The 18340-nt window shown below is 56.7% G+C and carries 16 protein-coding genes; 10 read left to right on the forward strand and 6 right to left on the reverse strand.

All coding sequences use genetic code 11. The annotated features are described in order from the left end of the window. The first annotated feature begins 296 nt into the window (after positions 1 to 296). The gene (locus PGQ95_RS13015; protein ID WP_430918341.1) at positions 297 to 2327 is read left to right on the forward strand and encodes an alpha-amylase; all 2031 of its coding nucleotides are present in this window, start codon (positions 297 to 299) and stop codon (positions 2325 to 2327) included. A gap of 172 nt (positions 2328 to 2499) precedes the next feature. Beyond that, the gene (gene avtA / locus PGQ95_RS13020; RefSeq protein WP_015369199.1) at positions 2500 to 3756 is read left to right on the forward strand and encodes a valine--pyruvate transaminase; all 1257 of its coding nucleotides are present in this window, start codon (positions 2500 to 2502) and stop codon (positions 3754 to 3756) included. Positions 3757 to 3792: 36 nt separating this feature from the next. On the opposite strand, the gene PGQ95_RS13025 is transcribed toward avtA, so the two are convergent. Beyond that, positions 3793 to 4281: a 4Fe-4S binding protein gene (locus PGQ95_RS13025; RefSeq protein ID WP_430914917.1), complete on the reverse strand. Its 489-nt coding sequence runs from the start codon at positions 4279 to 4281 to the stop codon at positions 3793 to 3795. Between the two features lie 118 nt (positions 4282 to 4399). After that, on the reverse strand, positions 4400 to 5218 hold the full coding sequence (gene yiaJ / locus PGQ95_RS13030; protein ID WP_045390824.1) for an IclR family transcriptional regulator YiaJ: 819 nt from the start codon (positions 5216 to 5218) through the stop codon (positions 4400 to 4402). Positions 5219 to 5435: 217 nt separating this feature from the next. Here yiaJ and yiaK point away from each other — a divergent pair, with 217 nt between their 5' ends. Genes yiaK through araD form a run of 8 tightly spaced genes read left to right on the forward strand, consistent with a single transcriptional unit; the run spans position 5436 to position 12999 of the window. Then, positions 5436 to 6434 carry a 3-dehydro-L-gulonate 2-dehydrogenase gene (gene yiaK / locus PGQ95_RS13035; RefSeq protein WP_045390698.1) on the forward strand — a complete coding sequence of 333 codons (999 nt, stop codon included), beginning with the start codon at positions 5436 to 5438 and terminating at the stop codon, positions 6432 to 6434. 11 nt (positions 6435 to 6445) lie between these two features. Continuing rightward, a complete protein-coding gene (locus PGQ95_RS13040; RefSeq protein ID WP_113374022.1) occupies positions 6446 to 6910 on the forward strand; it encodes a YhcH/YjgK/YiaL family protein in 465 nt (154 codons plus the stop codon). Positions 6911 to 6948: 38 nt separating this feature from the next. Continuing rightward, on the forward strand, positions 6949 to 7872 hold the full coding sequence (locus PGQ95_RS13045) for a DUF4862 family protein (protein WP_430918343.1): 924 nt from the start codon (positions 6949 to 6951) through the stop codon (positions 7870 to 7872). A gap of 50 nt (positions 7873 to 7922) precedes the next feature. After that, positions 7923 to 9242 carry an MFS transporter gene (locus PGQ95_RS13050; protein WP_430918345.1) on the forward strand — a complete coding sequence of 440 codons (1320 nt, stop codon included), beginning with the start codon at positions 7923 to 7925 and terminating at the stop codon, positions 9240 to 9242. Positions 9243 to 9289: 47 nt separating this feature from the next. After that, the gene (locus PGQ95_RS13055) at positions 9290 to 10795 is read left to right on the forward strand and encodes an FGGY-family carbohydrate kinase (protein ID WP_430918347.1); all 1506 of its coding nucleotides are present in this window, start codon (positions 9290 to 9292) and stop codon (positions 10793 to 10795) included. Then, positions 10792 to 11454, forward strand: coding sequence for a 3-keto-L-gulonate-6-phosphate decarboxylase UlaD (gene ulaD / locus PGQ95_RS13060; protein ID WP_430918349.1), 663 nt, complete (start codon positions 10792 to 10794; stop codon positions 11452 to 11454). Before PGQ95_RS13055 ends, ulaD begins: the two co-directional genes overlap by 4 nt. After that, positions 11447 to 12307: an L-ribulose-5-phosphate 3-epimerase gene (locus PGQ95_RS13065; protein WP_430918351.1), complete on the forward strand. Its 861-nt coding sequence runs from the start codon at positions 11447 to 11449 to the stop codon at positions 12305 to 12307. The genes ulaD and PGQ95_RS13065 overlap by 8 nt, the downstream gene beginning before the upstream one ends. Beyond that, positions 12301 to 12999, forward strand: coding sequence for an L-ribulose-5-phosphate 4-epimerase (gene araD / locus PGQ95_RS13070; RefSeq protein WP_430918353.1), 699 nt, complete (start codon positions 12301 to 12303; stop codon positions 12997 to 12999). The genes PGQ95_RS13065 and araD overlap by 7 nt, the downstream gene beginning before the upstream one ends. A 40-nt stretch (positions 13000 to 13039) precedes the next feature. Here the strand turns inward: araD and yiaY are convergent, their stop codons facing one another. The 4 genes from yiaY to PGQ95_RS13090 all read right to left on the reverse strand — a co-directional run bounded on the left by yiaY (position 13040) and on the right by PGQ95_RS13090 (position 18319). Then, the gene (gene yiaY / locus PGQ95_RS13075) at positions 13040 to 14191 is read right to left on the reverse strand and encodes an L-threonine dehydrogenase (RefSeq protein WP_430918355.1); all 1152 of its coding nucleotides are present in this window, start codon (positions 14189 to 14191) and stop codon (positions 13040 to 13042) included. A 169-nt stretch (positions 14192 to 14360) separates the two neighbouring features. After that, complete coding sequence (gene selB, locus PGQ95_RS13080; protein ID WP_430918357.1) at positions 14361 to 16220, reverse strand: selenocysteine-specific translation elongation factor; 1860 nt, start codon at positions 16218 to 16220, stop codon at positions 14361 to 14363. Then, positions 16217 to 17605: an L-seryl-tRNA(Sec) selenium transferase gene (selA, locus tag PGQ95_RS13085; RefSeq protein ID WP_308957652.1), complete on the reverse strand. Its 1389-nt coding sequence runs from the start codon at positions 17603 to 17605 to the stop codon at positions 16217 to 16219. Before selA ends, selB begins: the two co-directional genes overlap by 4 nt. Positions 17606 to 17710: 105 nt before the next feature. Then, a complete protein-coding gene (locus PGQ95_RS13090) occupies positions 17711 to 18319 on the reverse strand; it encodes a glutathione S-transferase (RefSeq protein ID WP_113374033.1) in 609 nt (202 codons plus the stop codon). Between the last annotated feature and the right edge of the window lie 21 nt (positions 18320 to 18340).

Consider the following 18340-nt stretch of genomic DNA (forward strand, 5'->3'; position numbering starts at 1 on the left):
TACTCATTCCAACACCTTGTTTTTCGCAAAAAATCGATAGTTGAATCGCGAATAGTATCAAAAATACCCAGAGAGAGCATCAAGAGAAATAGTCCAATTCCGAATCGCTGTCATCTGAAATCGGTTTCTGCACCGTCGCGAAGGTGCAGAAATGCTATCTCCGTCTCATTTATAGCTCATTTTTTGAACTAAATCACTCACCCCTTTTCATCCTCCCCGCAAAATTACCGGCAGGATGAGTTCAACCTTATGGCGCGCAGGCACACTGTGATAAAAACCGCTAACAGGACTCCGGCATGAAACTCGCTGCGCTCGCCTCGCTACTGCTGCCCGGGATGGCCTTTGCCGCCTGGACAACCGCTGACTTTCCCACCTTCACTGAACAGGATACTGGCCGCTTCACGACGCAAAATGAGGTGACGAAGGGTACCCGCCCTTTGCGGATAAGTTTTGACCAACAGTGCTGGCAGCCTGCGGGGGCGATAAAACTCAATCAGATGCTGTCGCTGGAACCTTGTCGGGATACGCCACCGCAGTGGCGCGTGTTCCGCGACGGGCGCTATACGCTGGAAGTCGATACCCGCTCCGGCACGCCAACGCTGATGCTGTCGCTGGCGGCACAGGACACGGCCAGCACGCAGCCGCTGATGCGCCAGTGTCCGAAATGGGATGGTAAACCGCTGACGCTCGATGTCGGCCAGACGTTTGCCGAGGGAAGCCAGGTGCGTGATTTTTACAGCGGTAATCTCGCCACGGTGAAAGCAGGTAAAATCACGCTGCAGCCCGCCGCAGGCAGTAATGGGCTCGTGCTGCTTGAAAAAGCGGATAGCGCCGCCAGCGCGCCGTTTAACTGGCATAACGCCACTATCTATTTTGTCCTGACCGATCGCTTCGTTAACGGCAATCCGGCCAACGACAACAGCTACGGGCGCCATAAAGACGGTATGCAGGAGATAGGCACCTTCCACGGCGGCGATTTACAGGGGCTGACCAGCAAGCTGGATTATCTTCAACAGCTTGGCGTCAACGCGCTATGGATAAGTTCACCGCTGGAGCAAATTCACGGCTGGGTCGGCGGCGGCACCAAAGGCGACTTTCCCCACTACGCCTATCACGGTTACTACACCCAGGACTGGACCCGTCTTGACGCCAACATGGGCGACGAAGCCGATCTTCGGCAACTGGTTGATGAGGCCCATCGGCGCGGCATGCGCGTCCTGTTTGATGTCGTCATGAACCATACTGGTTACGCCACGCTTGCCGATATGCAGGAATTTCACTTCGGCTCGCTGTACCTGAAAGGCGATGAACTGAAAAAAACGCTTGGCGAGCGCTGGACCGACTGGAAACCGGCGCCAGGGCAAAGCTGGCACAGCTTCAATGATTACATCAACTTCAGCGATAAAGCAGGCTGGGAACAATGGTGGGGAAAAAAATGGATCCGCACCGATATCGGCGACTACGACAATCCCGGTTTCGACGATTTCACCCTGTCGCTGGCGTTCCTGCCGGACCTGAAAACCGAATCGACGCTCCCTTCTGGCTTGCCAAATTTCTACCGTCACAAGCCGGATACCGCCGCCAAAGAGATAGCCGGCTTCACGCCGCGCGACTATCTGACCCACTGGCTCAGCCAATGGGTACGCGATTACGGTATTGACGGCTTTCGCGTCGATACCGCAAAACACGTCGAACCGGACGCCTGGCAACAGCTCAAAACGCAGGCCACGGCCGCGCTGGCGGAATGGAAAAAAGCGAATCCTCAGAAAGCGCTGGATGACGCGCCATTCTGGATGACCGGCGAGGCCTGGGGCCACGGCGTGATGCAAAGCGACTACTATCGCCACGGCTTCGACGCGATGATCAATTTCGATTATCAGGATCGGGCGGCGAAAGCGGTGGACTGTCTGGCAAACATGGACGCCACCTGGCAGCAGATGGCGGACAAGCTGCAGGATTTCAACGTGCTGAGCTATCTCTCCTCGCACGATACCCGCTTGTTCCGCGAAGGCGGCAGCCGGGCGGCGGAACTGTTATTACTCGCCCCAGGCGCCGTACAACTCTTCTATGGCGATGAGTCTTCGCGCCCGTTCGGCCCCACGGGTTCCGACCCGCTGCAGGGTACCCGCTCCGATATGAACTGGCAGGATGTTGCCGGTAGCGCATCCGATAACGTCGCGCACTGGCAAAAAATCGCCCAATTCCGCGCCCGCCATCCGGCCATTGGTATGGGGAAACAACAGACGCTGACGCTAGAGCAGGGCTATGGTTTCGTACGTGAAAGCAGCGCTGATAAAGTGATGGTTGTCTGGGCCGGACAGCAATAGCAGTCGCTTACCGGGCTCCTTGCCGCTGGCTGGAGCCTTTTCAGCACAAATGACTAAAACTTACACTGTTAGCAGAACAAAAAATAAATCGCTCCCTCCTGTGCCGATTTGCACCGCGTTGACGCTGGCGTTATGGTAATTCCCTTTCCAGAAGACCAACAGAATATCCGCGATGACATTTTCACTTTTCGGCGACAAATTCACCCGTCATTCAGGCATCACCCGCCTGATGGAAGACCTCAATGACGGCCTGCGCACACCGGGCGCGATCATGCTGGGCGGCGGCAACCCCGCGCAAATCCCGGAGATGAATGAATACTTCAATAGCCTGCTGGCCGATATGCTGGATAACGGCAAAGCCCTTGATGCGCTTTGCAATTATGATGGTCCGCAAGGGAAAAGCGAGCTTCTGACCTTGCTTGCGCAAATGCTGCGCGAAGAATTAGGTTGGGAGATCGAACCACAGAATATTGCTCTAACGAATGGCAGCCAGAGCGCATTTTTCTACTTATTTAACCTGTTTGCCGGCCGCCGTGCCGACGGCACCACCCGCAAGGTGCTGTTCCCGCTGACGCCGGAATATATCGGCTACGCCGATTCCGGGCTGGAAGAGGATCTGTTTGTCGCCACCCGCCCCAACATTGAGCTGCTGCCGGAAGGCCAGTTCAAATATCACGTGGACTTCGAACACCTGCAGATCACCGAAGAGACGGGAATGATCTGCGTCTCCCGGCCAACCAACCCGACCGGCAACGTCATTACCGACGAAGAGCTTATTAAGCTGGATGCCCTCGCCAATCAGCACGGCGTGCCGCTGGTTATTGATAACGCCTATGGCGTGCCTTTCCCGGGCATTATTTTTAGCGAAGCGCGCCCGCTGTGGAACCCGAACATCGTGCTATGTATGAGCTTATCCAAGCTCGGGCTGCCGGGCACCCGCTGCGGAATCATCATCGCCAACGAGAAAATCATCACCGCGATCAGTAATATGAACGGCATTATCAGCCTCGCTCCTGGCGGGATTGGGCCAGCGATGATGTGCGAAATGATCAAGCGTAAGGACCTGCTACGGCTGTCGGAGACGGTGATTAAACCGTTCTATTATCAGCGTGTTCAGGAAACTATCGCTACCATTCGCCGCTATTTACCGGAAGAACGCTGCCTGATTCATAAACCGGAAGGGGCGATTTTCCTGTGGCTGTGGTTTAAGGATCTGCCGATCTCCACCGAGCTGCTGTATCAGCGCCTGAAACAACGCGGCGTGCTGATGGTGCCGGGCGATTACTTCTTCCCGGGGCTGGACAAGCCGTGGCCGCATACGCATCAGTGCATGCGCATGAACTACGTGCCGGACCCGGAGAAAATCGAGGCGGGGGTTAAAATTCTTGCCGAAGAGATTGAGCGCGCCTGGCAGGAACAAGACGCCTGATGATGTTCCCGGCCATCGCTGGCCGGGAACATGCAGTTACATTGCCTGCGCCGCCCAACGGCGGCGCTCAGCGCTTAATCTTTCCAGCTCGGCGGACTCAATACAGCGCAGCGCCTGAGTCGGACAGGCCGCTACGCACGCCGGCCCCGTTTGCCGGTGCGCGCACAGATCGCACTTCAGCGCCTGCACGCCTTCGTCGGTCAACATCACCGTCATCGCCCCATAAGGGCACGCCACCATACAGCTTTTACAACCAATGCACAGCCGTTGATCGACACGCCAGACGTCGCCTTCATGGCGTATTGCCCCTTCCGGGCAGACGTTCGCGCAGGGTGCATCCTCGCACTGACGGCACAGCGTCGCCGTTGATAGCTCATCGCTCTTCACTACCCGGATCCGCGGCGCAAAGCGTCTTGCAGAAACGGTAGAACAATCCTGCCCCTGCTGATGCGACACCACGCAGGCCACCTCGCAGGTTCGACAGCCGATACACTTTTGTGCATCAGCGATAATAAACCGGTTCATCCTCAACTCCATTCGGGATAAAAACGCAGCGTGCCAGAAAAACCCCGCTGTGCGCTTTGATCCTGAATGGAATCAGCAACGTTTTAGGCAAATACCCAGCAAGATCTCGCCAGTTGCCTTAGCCTTCGCGAATAACAAACCCCAGCTCGCGGGAAATCGCCTCTGCCGTTTCACGCAATGGTTTGAGCAGGTTTTTCTCACCAACCTGTTTCAGACGCGAAGTCGACAGCGAAATCGAAATGGCGTAAGGCACGCGGCCGTGAATATCGAATACCGGTACCGCCAGGCACGAGACGCCGAGTTCGTTCTCTTCGCGGTCCATCGCCATATTACGTTCGCGAATCTGCGCCAGCTCGTCATTCATCGCCGGCAGGCCGGTAATGGTGTTACGGGTCAACGGCTGAATAATATCCTGATGACTGTCCCAGTAGCTGGCAACGTAGTCAGGATGGCCGAACGCCATGTAGATCTTACCCATCGCCGAACAGTACAGCGGCATATGCTGGCCAATATAGGCGCGGGTACGCAGCATACCGGTAGTCGGCTCCAGCTTGTAAATCAGAATCGCGTGGTCGTCCTCACGGCTGGAGAAGTTCACCGTCTCGCCGGTGGCGATGTTTAAAGCTTCAAGATGCGGCGCAGCGACATGAATAATATTCAGCGACGACAGCGCCTTTTGCCCAACGGCAATAAATTTGGTGGTCAGGCGGTAACTTCCGGCGGCAGGCGCCGGAGTAACGTAGCCGCAGGACTGCAGGCCCTGCAACAACCGATGCACGGTACTTTTATTCAGGCCCGCCAGTTCAGACAGATGCGCCAACGGACAACCGTTTGGATAGTTACTGAGGATCTCAATCAGCATTAACCCGCGAAATAGACTCTGGCTTCCGGCTGGCCTCTCTTTCTCTTGCGTCATTTCACTCTCTTTTGTGCCCATCGCTTCGGCTTCCTTTTTAATCGCGCTCTGATGGTAGCGCAAAGTGTGGTTCAGTTCACGATCTGAACCGAAAAAACACAACCAACTGATTTTAATGATTTTTAAAAATAGCATCTGCCGTTGATCTGTCAAAAATTGATCGTTATATTTGAAATCAGATTTCGACATGTGAAACGTGAAGATAAAAAATCACTCAAACCCTAAGGGGAACACGGGAATGAAAGTAACTTTTGCGCAGCTAAAAGAGGCGTTCAATCGGGTATTACTCTCACGCGGTATTGCGGCGGAAACCGCCGACGCCTGCGCGGAAATGTTCGCCCGCACCACGGAATCCGGCGTCTACTCACACGGAGTGAATCGCTTTCCACGTTTTATTCAGCAACTGGATAACGGCGATATCATTCCGGATGCGAAACCTCAGCGCGTCACCAGCCTTGGCGCTATTGAGCAGTGGGATGCCCGGCGTTCGATTGGCAATCTGACGGCGAAAAAGATGATGGATCGCGCCATTGAATTGGCCTCCGACCATGGCATTGGCCTGGTGGCATTACGCAACGCCAATCACTGGATGCGCGGCGGCAGCTACGGCTGGCAGGCGGCGGAAAAAGGCTATATCGGCATCTGCTGGACCAACTCTATCGCCGTCATGCCGCCGTGGGGCGCTAAAGAGTGCCGCATTGGCACCAATCCGCTGATCGTGGCAATTCCATCCACTCCGATCACAATGGTCGATATGTCGATGTCGATGTTCTCCTACGGCATGCTGGAGGTTAATCGCCTGGCTGGTCGCACGCTGCCGGTAGATGGCGGGTTTGATGATGACGGTAATTTGACGAAAGAGCCCGGCGTGATTGAGAAAAATCGCCGTATCCTGCCGATGGGCTACTGGAAGGGTTCCGGTTTATCAATTGTGCTGGATATGATAGCCACCCTACTTTCCAACGGTTCCTCCGTTGCTGAAGTCACCCAGGACAATAGCGACGAATATGGCGTATCGCAGATTTTCATCGCTATTGAAGTCGACAAGCTCATTGATGGCAAAACGCGTGACGCCAAACTACAGCGGATCATGGACTTCATCACCACCGCCGAACGCGCCGATGAAAATGTAGCGGTCCGCCTACCGGGCCACGAGTTTACGCGATTACTGGAAGAAAACCGCCGTAACGGGATCACCGTCGACGACAGCGTATGGGCCAAAATTCAGGCTCTGTAGGGGAAACCACTATGATTTTCGGCCATATTTCACAACCGAATCCTTGCCGTCTACCGGCAGCGATTGAAAAGGCGCTCGATTTTCTTCGCACTACCGATTTTCGCCACCAGCCCCCCGGCGTCGTCGAAATTGATGGTAAGAATATTTTTGCGCAGATCATCGATCTGACTACCCGTACGGCGACAGAAAACCGTCCGGAGGTACATCGGCGTTATTTAGATATTCAATTTCTCGCTTCCGGTGAAGAAAAAATAGGTATCGCCATTGATAATGGGAATAACCAGATCAGCGAATCGTTATTAGAACAGCGCGATATTATTTTTTATCACGATAGTGAACACGAATCGTTTATTGAAATGATACCCGGTAGCTATGCCATATTCTTCCCACAAGATGTACATCGACCTGGGTGTATTAAAAGCACCGCCACCCCTATTAGAAAAATCGTCGTTAAGGTAGCTATCGATATTCTGTAAAAGAACTAATCATCTCATTAAATTTACAGGAGCACATAATGAATATTACTACCGGTTATATTATCGGTGCGTATCCCTGTGCACCCTCATTTCACCAAAAGAGTGAAGAGGAAGAGAAGGAATTCTGGCGACAACTTGCCGATACTCCAGATATTCGTGGCATAGAACAGCCTTGTCTTGAGCATATCCATCCATTAGGCGATGAGTGGCTGCTGCGCCATACGCCGGATAACTGGCAAATTGTGATTACCGCCATTATGGAAACCATGCGCCGCCGCGGAGAAAACGCCGGCTTCGGCCTGGCCTCCAGCGATGAACAACAGCGTGTAGCCTGCGTTGAATACTACCGCCTCCTTCATCGCAAAATTAATAAAATCAACGGTATTCAACCCGGTAAAGTCACCGCGCTTGAGCTACAGGCCGCGCCGCTGGCGGGAGATCAAAACATCGCCCAGGCAACGGACGCCTTTTCACGCTCGCTCAAAGAAATCGCCAGTTGGGACTGGCGCTGCGATCTGGTGCTGGAACACTGTGACGCGATGAATGGCCCAGCGCCGCGTAAAGGCTTTCTGCCACTGGATAATGTACTGGAAGTCATTGCCGACCATGAGATAAGCGTGTGCATCAACTGGGCGCGCTCGGCCATTGAAGGCCGCGATACCGCGCTGCCGTTGGCCCATACCCGGCAGGTTAAACAGGCCGGTAAACTGGGTGCGCTGATGTTTTCCGGCACCACCCGCCAGGGTGAATATGGCGAATGGCAGGATTTACACGCGCCATTTGCGCCCTTCTGCCCGCAAAGCCTGATGACCGCGCAGCATGCCCGCGATATTTTCGCCTGCGCTGCAGGCGCATCGTTGCAGTTCGCCGGTATTAAATTATTGGAAATAGACCCAAATGCCGATGTTAACCACCGCATAGCCATTTTGCGTGACGGTATCAGCATATTAAAAAACGCATAAGAACAACTACGTTTTCATTGTCATAATATTTACTCTACGAGAATATTAATATGAACATGACCTCTCGCCCTACAGCAAAAGATATTCCACGCCAGCGTTGGCTGAGAATTATTCCACCGATTCTTATTGCCTGTATTATTTCCTATATGGACCGCGTTAATATCGCATTTGCGATGCCGGGCGGTATGGATGCCGAACTGGGTATTTCCGCTACCATGGCGGGGCTCGCTGGTGGTATTTTCTTTATTGGTTATTTATTCTTACAAGTCCCTGGCGGAAAAATCGCCGTACACGGCAGCGGCAAGAAATTTATCGGCTGGTCGCTGGTCGCCTGGGCCATTATTTCCGTGCTGACCGGTTTAATCACCAATCAATACCAACTGCTGATCCTGCGCTTCTTATTAGGGGTGGCGGAAGGCGGCATGCTGCCGGTGGTGCTAACGATGATCAGCAACTGGTTCCCGGACGCTGAACGCGGCCGCGCCAACGCCATTGTGATTATGTTTGTGCCGATTGCCGGGATTATTACCGCCCCGTTGTCAGGCTGGATCATCACCGTTCTCGACTGGCGCTGGCTATTTATTATCGAAGGCTTGCTCTCGGTGGTCGTGTTGGCGCTGTGGGCATACACCGTTTACGACCGCCCGCAGGAAGCGCGCTGGATATCAGCAGCGGAAAAAAACTATCTGGTCGAAACGCTGGCGGCGGAACAAAAGGCGATTGCCGGTACTGAAGTCAAAAATGCCTCGCTCGGCGCGGTGCTCTCTGACAAAACCATGTGGCAGCTCATCGCCCTTAACTTTTTCTATCAAACCGGGATTTACGGTTACACCCTGTGGCTACCGACCATTCTGAAAGAGTTGACCCATAGCAGTATGGGGCAAGTCGGCGTGCTCGCTATTCTGCCCTACGTTGGCGCGATTGCCGGTATGTTCCTTTTCTCTTCGCTCTCCGACCGTACCGGCAAACGCAAGCTATTCGTCTGCCTGCCGCTGATCGGCTTCGCACTGTGCATGTTCCTCTCCGTGGCGTTGAAAAATCACATCTGGCTGGCCTATGCCGCGCTGGTTGGCTGCGGATTCTTCCTGCAATCCGCCGCAGGCGTGTTCTGGACCATACCGGCGCGCCTGTTCAGCGCCGAAATGGCCGGCGGCGCCCGCGGGGTGATCAACGCTCTCGGTAACCTCGGCGGCTTCTGCGGCCCTTACGCCGTAGGCGTACTGATCACCCTCTACAGCAAAGATGCCGGCGTTTATTGCCTGGCTATCTCACTGGCGCTGGCGGCCCTGATGGCGCTGCTGCTGCCGGCAAAATGCGATGCCGGCTCTGCACCCGCAAAGACCATGACTCCGCGTAACCACGCAGCTTAAAACTGCCCCGGACGGCCAGGCGTCGTCCGGAAAACAGGAAAACTAAGATGAGTGAAAAAGAGACCTTCTGGCTGGGTATCGATTGTGGCGGTACTTATCTAAAAGCCGGTTTATATAACAGCCAGGGCGTAGAGCGGCGTATCGAACGCTGCCCTTTACGCACCCTCAGCGCGCAGCCGGGCTACGCCGAGCGGGAAATGGATCTGCTCTGGCAACGCTGCCATGAAACCATCGCCAGGCTGCTCAACGCCGCTAACGTCAATGGTAAGCAAATCAAGGGCATCGCTATCTCCGCGCAGGGTAAAGGGCTATTTCTGCTTGATAAACAGGATCGCCCGTTAGGTAACGCAATACTCTCCTCCGATCGCCGGGCGTTAGATATCGTTCAGCGCTGGCAGCAGGATGGCATCCCTGAGCGGCTGTACCCCCTTACCCGCCAGACGCTGTGGACCGGCCATCCCGCTTCACTGCTGCGGTGGCTGAAAGAAAATGAGCCGCAGCGCTATGGGCAAATCGGCTGCGTCATGATGGCCCATGATTATCTTCGCTGGCGTTTGACCGGCATAAAAGGCTGCGAAGAAAGCAACATTTCTGAGTCCAATCTCTACAACATGAATAGCGGGCAATACGACCCGCGCCTGACCCGGTGGTTAGGCATTAGTGAAATTGACGAGGCGCTGCCGCCGATCGTCGGCTCTGCGGAAATATGCGGGGAAATCACCGCTCAGGCGGCTGCCGTTACCGGTCTGGCGGCGGGAACGCCCGTCGTCGGCGGTCTGTTTGATGTGGTTTCTACCGCGCTCTGCGCGGGCCTCAACGATGAATCAGTGCTCAATGCGGTGATGGGAACCTGGGCGGTCACCAGCGGGATCACCCACGGGCTGCGTGAGCATGAGGCTCATCCTTACGTCTATGGCCGTTTCGTCAATGACGGCGAATACATTGTGCACGAAGCGAGCCCCACCTCTTCCGGCAATCTTGAATGGTTTACCGCGCAGTGGGGAGGGCTCTCATTTACCGAGATTAATGAGGCCGTCGCCAGCCTGCCAACAGCCGGTAGCGAGCTCTTCTTTCTGCCGTTCCTTTACGGTAGCAACGCCGGCCTGGAGATGACCGGCGGTTTTTACGGCATGCAGGCCATGCACACCCGCGCGCATTTGCTACAGGCGGTGTATGAAGGCGTGGTCTTCAGCCATATGACGCATCTCAACCGCATGCGTGAGCGCTTTACCCATGTCCAGGCTCTGCGCGTCACCGGCGGACCGGCGCATTCCGATGTATGGATGCAAATGCTGGCGGACGTCAGCGGCCTGCGCATCGAACTGCCGCAGGTTGAAGAGACCGGTTGTTTTGGCGCCGCGCTTGCCGCCCGCGTCGGCACCGGCGTCTATCGCCACTTTCGCGAGGCTCTGAGCAGCCTGCAGCATCCGGTACGAACCCTGCAGCCCGACATGACCGCACACCGTCTTTATCAGCGTAAATACCGCCAATACCAGCAATTGATTAGCGCACTACAGGGCTACCACGCCCGCATTAAGGAGCACACATTATGAGCCGACCATTACTGCAACTGGCGCTCGACCATACCAGCCTGGAAGCCGCCCAGCGCGATGTCGCCGTACTGCGCCATCACGTTGATATCGTGGAAGCGGGCACAATTCTGTGTCTGACCGAAGGACTCAACGCGGTAAAAGCCCTGCGCGCCCAGTGTCCGGATAAAATTATCGTCGCCGACTGGAAAGTCGCCGACGCTGGCGAAACGCTGGCTCAACAGGCCTTTGCCGCAGGCGCCAACTGGATGACCATTATCTGCGCCGCGCCGCTGGCGACCGTTGAGAAAGGCCATGCCGTCGCCCAGTCCTGCGGCGGCGACATTCAGATCGAACTCTTCGGTAACTGGACGCTGGACGACGCGCGCGACTGGTACCGCATCGGCGTCCGCCAGGCGATTTATCACCGCGGCCGCGATGCGCAGGCCAGCGGCCAGCAGTGGGGCGACGCCGATCTGGCGCGTATGAAAGCGCTGTCGGATATCGGCCTGCAACTGTCTATTACCGGCGGCATCACGCCGGCCGACTTATCCCTGTTTAGCGATATTGACGTCAAAGCGTTTATTGCCGGACGCGCGCTGGCGGGCGCGGCGCAGCCCGCGCTAGTGGCAGGTGATTTCCACGCCCAAATCGACGCCATCTGGGGAGAACAGCATGCGTAATCATCCCTTAGGTATCTATGAGAAAGCGCTGGCGAAAAACCTTAGCTGGCCGGAACGGCTGGTGCTGGCGAAAAGCTGCGGTTTTGATTTTGTCGAAATGTCGGTCGATGAAACCGATGAGCGTCTGGCGCGCCTGGAGTGGAGCGCCACCCAGCGCGCCTCGCTGGTCGCGGCGATGCTGGAAACCGGGGTAGCCATCCCCTCAATGTGCCTGTCTGCCCATCGTCGCTTCCCGTTTGGCAGCCGCGATGAATCAACCCGGCTGCGGGCGCGCGAGATCATGACCAAAGCCATTCAACTGGCTCGCGATTTAGGGATCCGCACCATCCAACTGGCAGGCTATGACGTCTATTACGAAGAACACGATGACGGCACACAGCAGCGTTTTGCCGAAGGACTGGCGTGGGCGGTCGAACAGGCGGCCGCGGCGCAGGTCATGCTGGCGGTCGAAATCATGGATACCGCATTTATGAATTCCATCAGCAAGTGGAAAAAATGGGACGAGATGCTTGCCTCGCCGTGGTTCAGCGTCTATCCGGATGTCGGCAACCTGAGCGCCTGGGACAACGACGTCAGCGCCGAGCTCAAACTGGGCATCGACCGCATCGCCGCTATCCATCTTAAAGACACGCTCCCCGTAACCGCACAATCGCCGGGGCAGTTTCGCGACGTCCCCTTCGGCGAGGGTTGTGTCGATTTTGTCGGCATCTTCAAAACGCTGCATGAGCTGAACTATCGCGGTTCATTCTTAATTGAAATGTGGACGGAAAAAGCCAAAGAGCCGGTACTGGAAATTATTCAGGCGCGCCGCTGGATAGAAGCGCGGATGCAAGAAGGAGGTTTCACATGTTAGAACAATTGAAGTCTGAGGTATTAGCCGCCAACCTGGCGCTACCTGCGCATCAGCTGGTGACGTTCACCTGGGGCAACGTGAGCGCCGTCGACGAAACGCGCAAACTGATGGTTATCAAGCCATCCGGGGTAGAGTACGACGTCATGCAGGCTGACGACATGGTGGTCGTCGATATCGCCAGCGGCCATGTGGTTGAAGGCGCAAAAAAACCCTCCTCCGATACGCCAACCCACCTTGCGTTGTACCGCCGCTACCCGCAAATCGGCGGTATCGTTCACACCCATTCGCGCCACGCGACGATCTGGTCGCAGGCAGGGTTGGATTTACCGGCTTGGGGCACCACGCACGCGGATTATTTTTATGGCGCGATCCCCTGTACCCGCCTGATGACTGCCGATGAAATTAATGGTGAATATGAATATCAAACCGGAGAGGTGATCGTTAAAACCTTTGAAGCGCGCGATCTCGATCCCATGCAAGTCCCGGCAGTGCTAGTGCATTCACACGGTCCGTTTGCGTGGGGTAAAAACGCCGCCGACGCTGTGCATAACGCCGTCGTCCTCGAAGAGTGCGCCTATATGGGGCTTTTTTCCCGTCAGCTAGCGCCACAACTGGCCGATATGCAGCAAGAACTGCTCGATAAACATTATCTGCGTAAGCACGGCGCGAATGCCTATTACGGGCAAAACTAACATCACCCGGCGGCATATCACCGCCGGGGAGTTTTTCGGATTACATCGCGGCGCGGAAAATCGCCATGATTTCTTCGTGGGTCGCCTGAATCGGATTGGTTAAACCGCAGGCATCTTTCAGCGCGTTGCTGGCCAGCAGCGGAATATCCTCTTCTTTAACGTTCAGATCGCGCAGACCAGCCGGGATGCCGACTTTACGCGCCAGCTCGCGGATGGCCGCGATGCAGGCTTCCGCACCCTGTTTGTCATTCAGCCCGGCTACGTTCACGCCCATCGCCTGCGCGCAGTCACGCAGACGCGCGGCGGCGACGCTGCAGTTGTACTCCTGCACAAACGGCAGCAGGACGGCGTTGCAGACGCCGTGCGGCAGATCGTAGAAGCCGCCCAGCTGGTGCGCCATCGCGTGGACATAGCCCAGCGACGCGTTGTTGAAGGCCATCCCGGCGAGGAACTGCGCATAGGCCATTGCTTCACGCGCCTGTTCATTACCGCCATCTTCCACTGCGTGAGTTAAATTCTGTGAAATCATGGTCATCGCTTTCAACGCGCAGGCATCGGTGATCGGCGTCGCCGCGATAGAAACATAGGCTTCGATAGCGTGAGTCAGCGCGTCCATACCGGTAGCGGCGGTCAGTGATTTCGGCATCCCCATCATCAGCGAAGAGTCGTTAACCGACAGAACCGGCGTCACGTGCTTATCGACAATCGCCATTTTGATGTGGCGATCGACATCGGTGATGATGCAGAAGCGGGTCATTTCAGAAGCCGTACCGGCGGTGGTATTGATAGCGATCATCGGCAATTGCGGTTTCGCCGAACGGTCCACCCCTTCATAGTCACGGATGTTGCCGCCGTTTGCCGCGACCAGCGCGATGCCTTTCGCGCAATCGTGCGGCGAGCCGCCGCCCAGGGAAATTACGCAGTCGCAGTTATTTTCTTTTAGCAGCGCCAGACCGCTTTCGACGTTCAGGGTCGTCGGGTTCGGGTGCACGCCGTCATACACCACGCTGAAAATATCCCGCTCCTGTAACGCCTTTTGTACTTCACCCGCCATACCTAATTTATTCAGCATCGCGTCGGTGACGATTAATGCCCGACGATATCCGTATTGCTGGATAGTATTCATCGCTTCAGTAACAGAACCAGTGCCAATGACGTTCACTGGCGGAATATAAAAAGTCGATGCAGCCATGATGATTCCTTCATTTAGGTGAATATCATGGAAGGGTACGAGGATGTCGTAATAAAAAACATGACCTGAACGCCATTTCTGGCAAGAAATTGGATGAAAAACAGTACGTTAATATTTCCTTTTTTAACGTACTGTTAAACATTACCGGCTTAATTTTTCATTTGCGTTATTATTCGCCGTTTTTATTTTCAGGGAATAACAGCGCATCGCGAAGTAGATGATCGTTGCCCCGGCGGCGGGTAAAGCCAATGCGGTCGAAATATTCGAGTATTTGAATCGCCAGTTTACGGCCAATATTTAACGTATCGCGAAAATCCGCCGCGCAGGTGGAACCGCGCTGCAGATCCAGACGGCGGATCAATTGCGCAAATTCAACAATCCGATCGTTGCGATAATAACGATCTTTCACGATCGCCGTAATCATCCCCTGCTGCGCCGCCTGGCGCAGCACCGCGCGCATCAACGACTCTTCGACGTTCAGATCGCGCGCCAGGTCGCGTACCCACCATGGCTCATCGGCGAAGAGCGGCTCCGCCCGCTGCCAGATGGCCTGCTGCTCATCGGTAAACCCGGCTTTATGCTCCGGCAGGTGCAGCCAGCCGTGATGGCTTTGAATGACGCCGCTGCTGCGCATCTGCTCAATCAGCAGCAGTACCAGCGCTTCATCTTCCATCGGCAGCGCAATCCGCCGCAGGCGTTCACGCCCCGGCCCCGGCTCATCGCGATGCTGGTCGTGATAACGGGCCAGCGCGTCGAGCAGTTTTTTCTGCCAGCGGGCGGCCAGCGGCGCGCTAAGCAGGCTATTCCCGGCCTGCAGGTAGTCCGGACGGTTAATTAATGCCGTCAGGCCGTCGGCGCTCAGCTGCCGCGCCCAGGCAAACTCGTCAAGACGCACCGCATCGCGCTGCAGATGAATATCCAACGCCTGCGCATCGTCGCCCTGCGCTGCCGCCAGCGCGTAAAGCCACTGCAGATACTCCGGCTTGCGTTTACCGCGGCGCGGCGGATTCAGCGTCACCACCCGCGCGCCGGCCAACGTCAAACGGGCGGAGATATCGCGCAACACCAGACGATCGTTATCCGCCAGCCACAGCGGCGTATCCAGCACCAGCTCGGCCAGATTGCCTTCCAGTAGCGAAACGCGGCCGGTGATATGGCTGGCGGCATGGTGGATATGCAGCGACTGCCACTGGCTGAGCGGCGCGTGACAGGTCAGCTCGACGATCGCCCGCTCGCAAGGTTCTGCGGGCTGAGCCGAGAGCAGCCAGTCACCGCGGCTGAGATCCTCTTTTTGCGCATCGCCAACGATATTCAGCGCGATGCGCTGCCCGGCCCGCGCCTGTTCAACCGGCTGATTCTGCGCATGTAGCCCGCGGACGCGCATGGGTTTATTGGCGCCGGTCAGCCAGAGGGTATCGCCGATTTTTACCTCGCCGGATAACGCCGTCCCGGTCACCACCAGCCCCGCGCCCTTGACGGTAAAGGCGCGATCCAGCGCCAGACGAAAACGCTGCTGTCGCGGATGCTCGCGCTCCGTCAGCTGAAGCAAATGGCTGCGCAGTTCGGCAATGCCGAGATTTTCCGTTGCCGCGGTAGCGAAGAAAGCGGCGGCGTCGAACCCCAGCTCGCTCAGCGTGGATTCCACCTGCGCCCGAACTTCGGCAACCCGCGCCGCTTCCACGCGGTCCGTTTTGGTCAACGCGACGGTTAACGTCGGTTTTCCCGTCAGCTGCAGAATCGCCAGATGCTCGCGGGTTTGCGCCATCACGCCGTCATCGCAGGCCACCACCAGCAGCGCGTGATCGATCCCGCCCACGCCGGCCAACATGTTGGACAAAAACTTTTCATGCCCCGGCACATCGATAAAACCTAACACCCGGCCATCAGGCTGCGGCCAATAGGCGTAGCCGAGATCGATAGTCATCCCGCGCGATTTCTCTTCCGGCAGGCGATCGGCGTTAACGCCGGTAATCGCCTGCAGCAGCGTGGTTTTGCCGTGGTCCACATGTCCGGCGGTGGCAATAATCATCTCAATAACATCTCCATAAACCGGGGTTCATCTTCAAGACAGCGCAGATCCAGCCATAAGCGGCCATCATAAATTCTGCCGATCGTCGGTATCGGCAAGGCGCGCCAGCGGGCGGCCAGCGCTTCCAGCTGGCTGCCGCGACCATCGCGCGGCGTAAAGGTTAACGCGGCGCTGGGCAGTCGGTCGACCGGCAACGACCCGCTGCCGATCTGCGACAAACACGCTTCGACGCGCACGTCAAAATCGCTATAGTGCGCCGCTAACGCAGGCTGAATACGCTCGCCCTGCTGGCGGATATCCTCGGCGCGGCGGGTTAGCAGACGTAGCGTCGGCAGATCGTTGGTCAGCGCTTCCGGATGCAGATACAGCCGCAGAGTCGCCTCCAGCGCCGCCAGCGTCATTTTATCCGCCCGCAGCGCGCGCTTAAGCGGATGACTCTGTAACTTCGCGATCAACGCCCGATCGCCGACGATAATCCCCGCCTGCGGCCCGCCAAGCAGCTTATCGCCGGAAAAGCTCACCAGGTTCACGCCCGCCGCAATCAATTCCTGCGGCATCGGTTCTTTCGGCAAGCCGTACTGGCTCAAATCCACCAGCGAGCCGCTGCCGAGATCGGCCACCACCGGCACGCCATGTTCGCGGCCAATTTCCGCCAGCTCCGCCTCATCGACCGCTTTGGTAAAGCCTTCAATGCTGTAGTTGCTGGTATGCACTTTCATTAGCAGGGCGGTCTGCTCATTGATAGCCTGACGATAATCTTTGGCGTGGGTGCGGTTAGTGGTGCCCACTTCATGTAGCAGACAACCGGCCTGGCGCATGACATCGGGGATGCGAAATGCGCCGCCGATCTCGACCAGTTCGCCGCGCGAGACCACCACTTCTTTCCCGCTGGCCGTCGCCGCCAGCATCAGCAGCACCGCCGCCGCGTTGTTATTGACGATACAGGCATCTTCCGCGCCGGTGATCCGGCACAGCAGATCGGCCAGCGCCCGGTCGCGATGACCGCGCCCGGCATCGTCGAGATCGTATTCCAGCGTGACCGGCGCGCGCATCGCCTGCGCCACCGCCTGCACCGCGGCTTCCGCCTGAATGGCTCTCCCCAGATTGGTGTGCAGCACGGTGCCCGTCAGGTTGAATACCGGACGCAGCGCGCTCTGCTGGCTATGGTTCAGCCGGCTGGCGGTCTCCTGAGGCCAGTCGTCGCACCACTCTGGCAATGCCTGCGCCTGGCGGATATGCTCCCGCGCCTCATCCAACATCTGGCGCAGCAGCGCCACAATTTGCGAATGGCCATGGCGATCGAGCAGTAAAGCAAAAGCGGGATCGCGAAGTAAACGATCAATGGCCGGAAGCCGGGTATAAAGCGCGCGAGTATCGGTAGACATGAGTGAACCTGACGATAAGTTATTTTCCCCCCTCCCGACGGGAGAGGGAGTCAACAATGAGTGGCGATTGTAACGCCTGCGCGAGGAAACTGTTACCTGCCTGGGTCAACTCCCTGGCGGTTCGGTACGTGCAAAACTGGCGCGCTGAAATAACGTCTCGACCAGTTTGACCAGTTTTGGCCGCGTCGCGCACCAGCCGGGCGCCACGCGACGGAAATTGAGATAAGCAATGGCGCAGGCGGCAGTAATGGTCGCCAGATTCAGCTCACCGTGACGCAAGGTGCCGTCGGCGGCGTACCCTTCCAACATATCAAGACCGCGGGCGATTTTTTCCCGCTGGCGGAGCAGTTCGGTTTCTGACTGCTGCGCCGCCGGACGCGCTTTTTCCCGCACCAGCGCGATCGCCGCCTCCATGATGCCGTCAGACAAGGCTTCAAGCTGCCGCATCTTCAGCGCCGCCAGAGGTTCCGTAGGCAGCATCGCCGGCGCGACGTTAAGCAGTTCAAGATATTGCGCAATAATGGGCGAATCAAACCAGCATGCGCCGTCATCGGTCAGCAGCGCCGGAACTTTACCCAGCGGGTTGTACTGCGCCACGCCGTTGACGTCGTTATAGGGGAATTCGTTCACAAACTCGAAGGGGATCGCCTTTTCCAGCAAGATGACAGAAATTTTGCGTACAAAAGGACTGGTGTAGCTGCCGATAAGTTTCATTGCCTGCTCCTTTCGCCAACG

Source organism: Klebsiella sp. 141240, from assembly GCF_050600805.1.
GTDB lineage: Bacteria > Pseudomonadota > Gammaproteobacteria > Enterobacterales > Enterobacteriaceae > Klebsiella > Klebsiella aerogenes.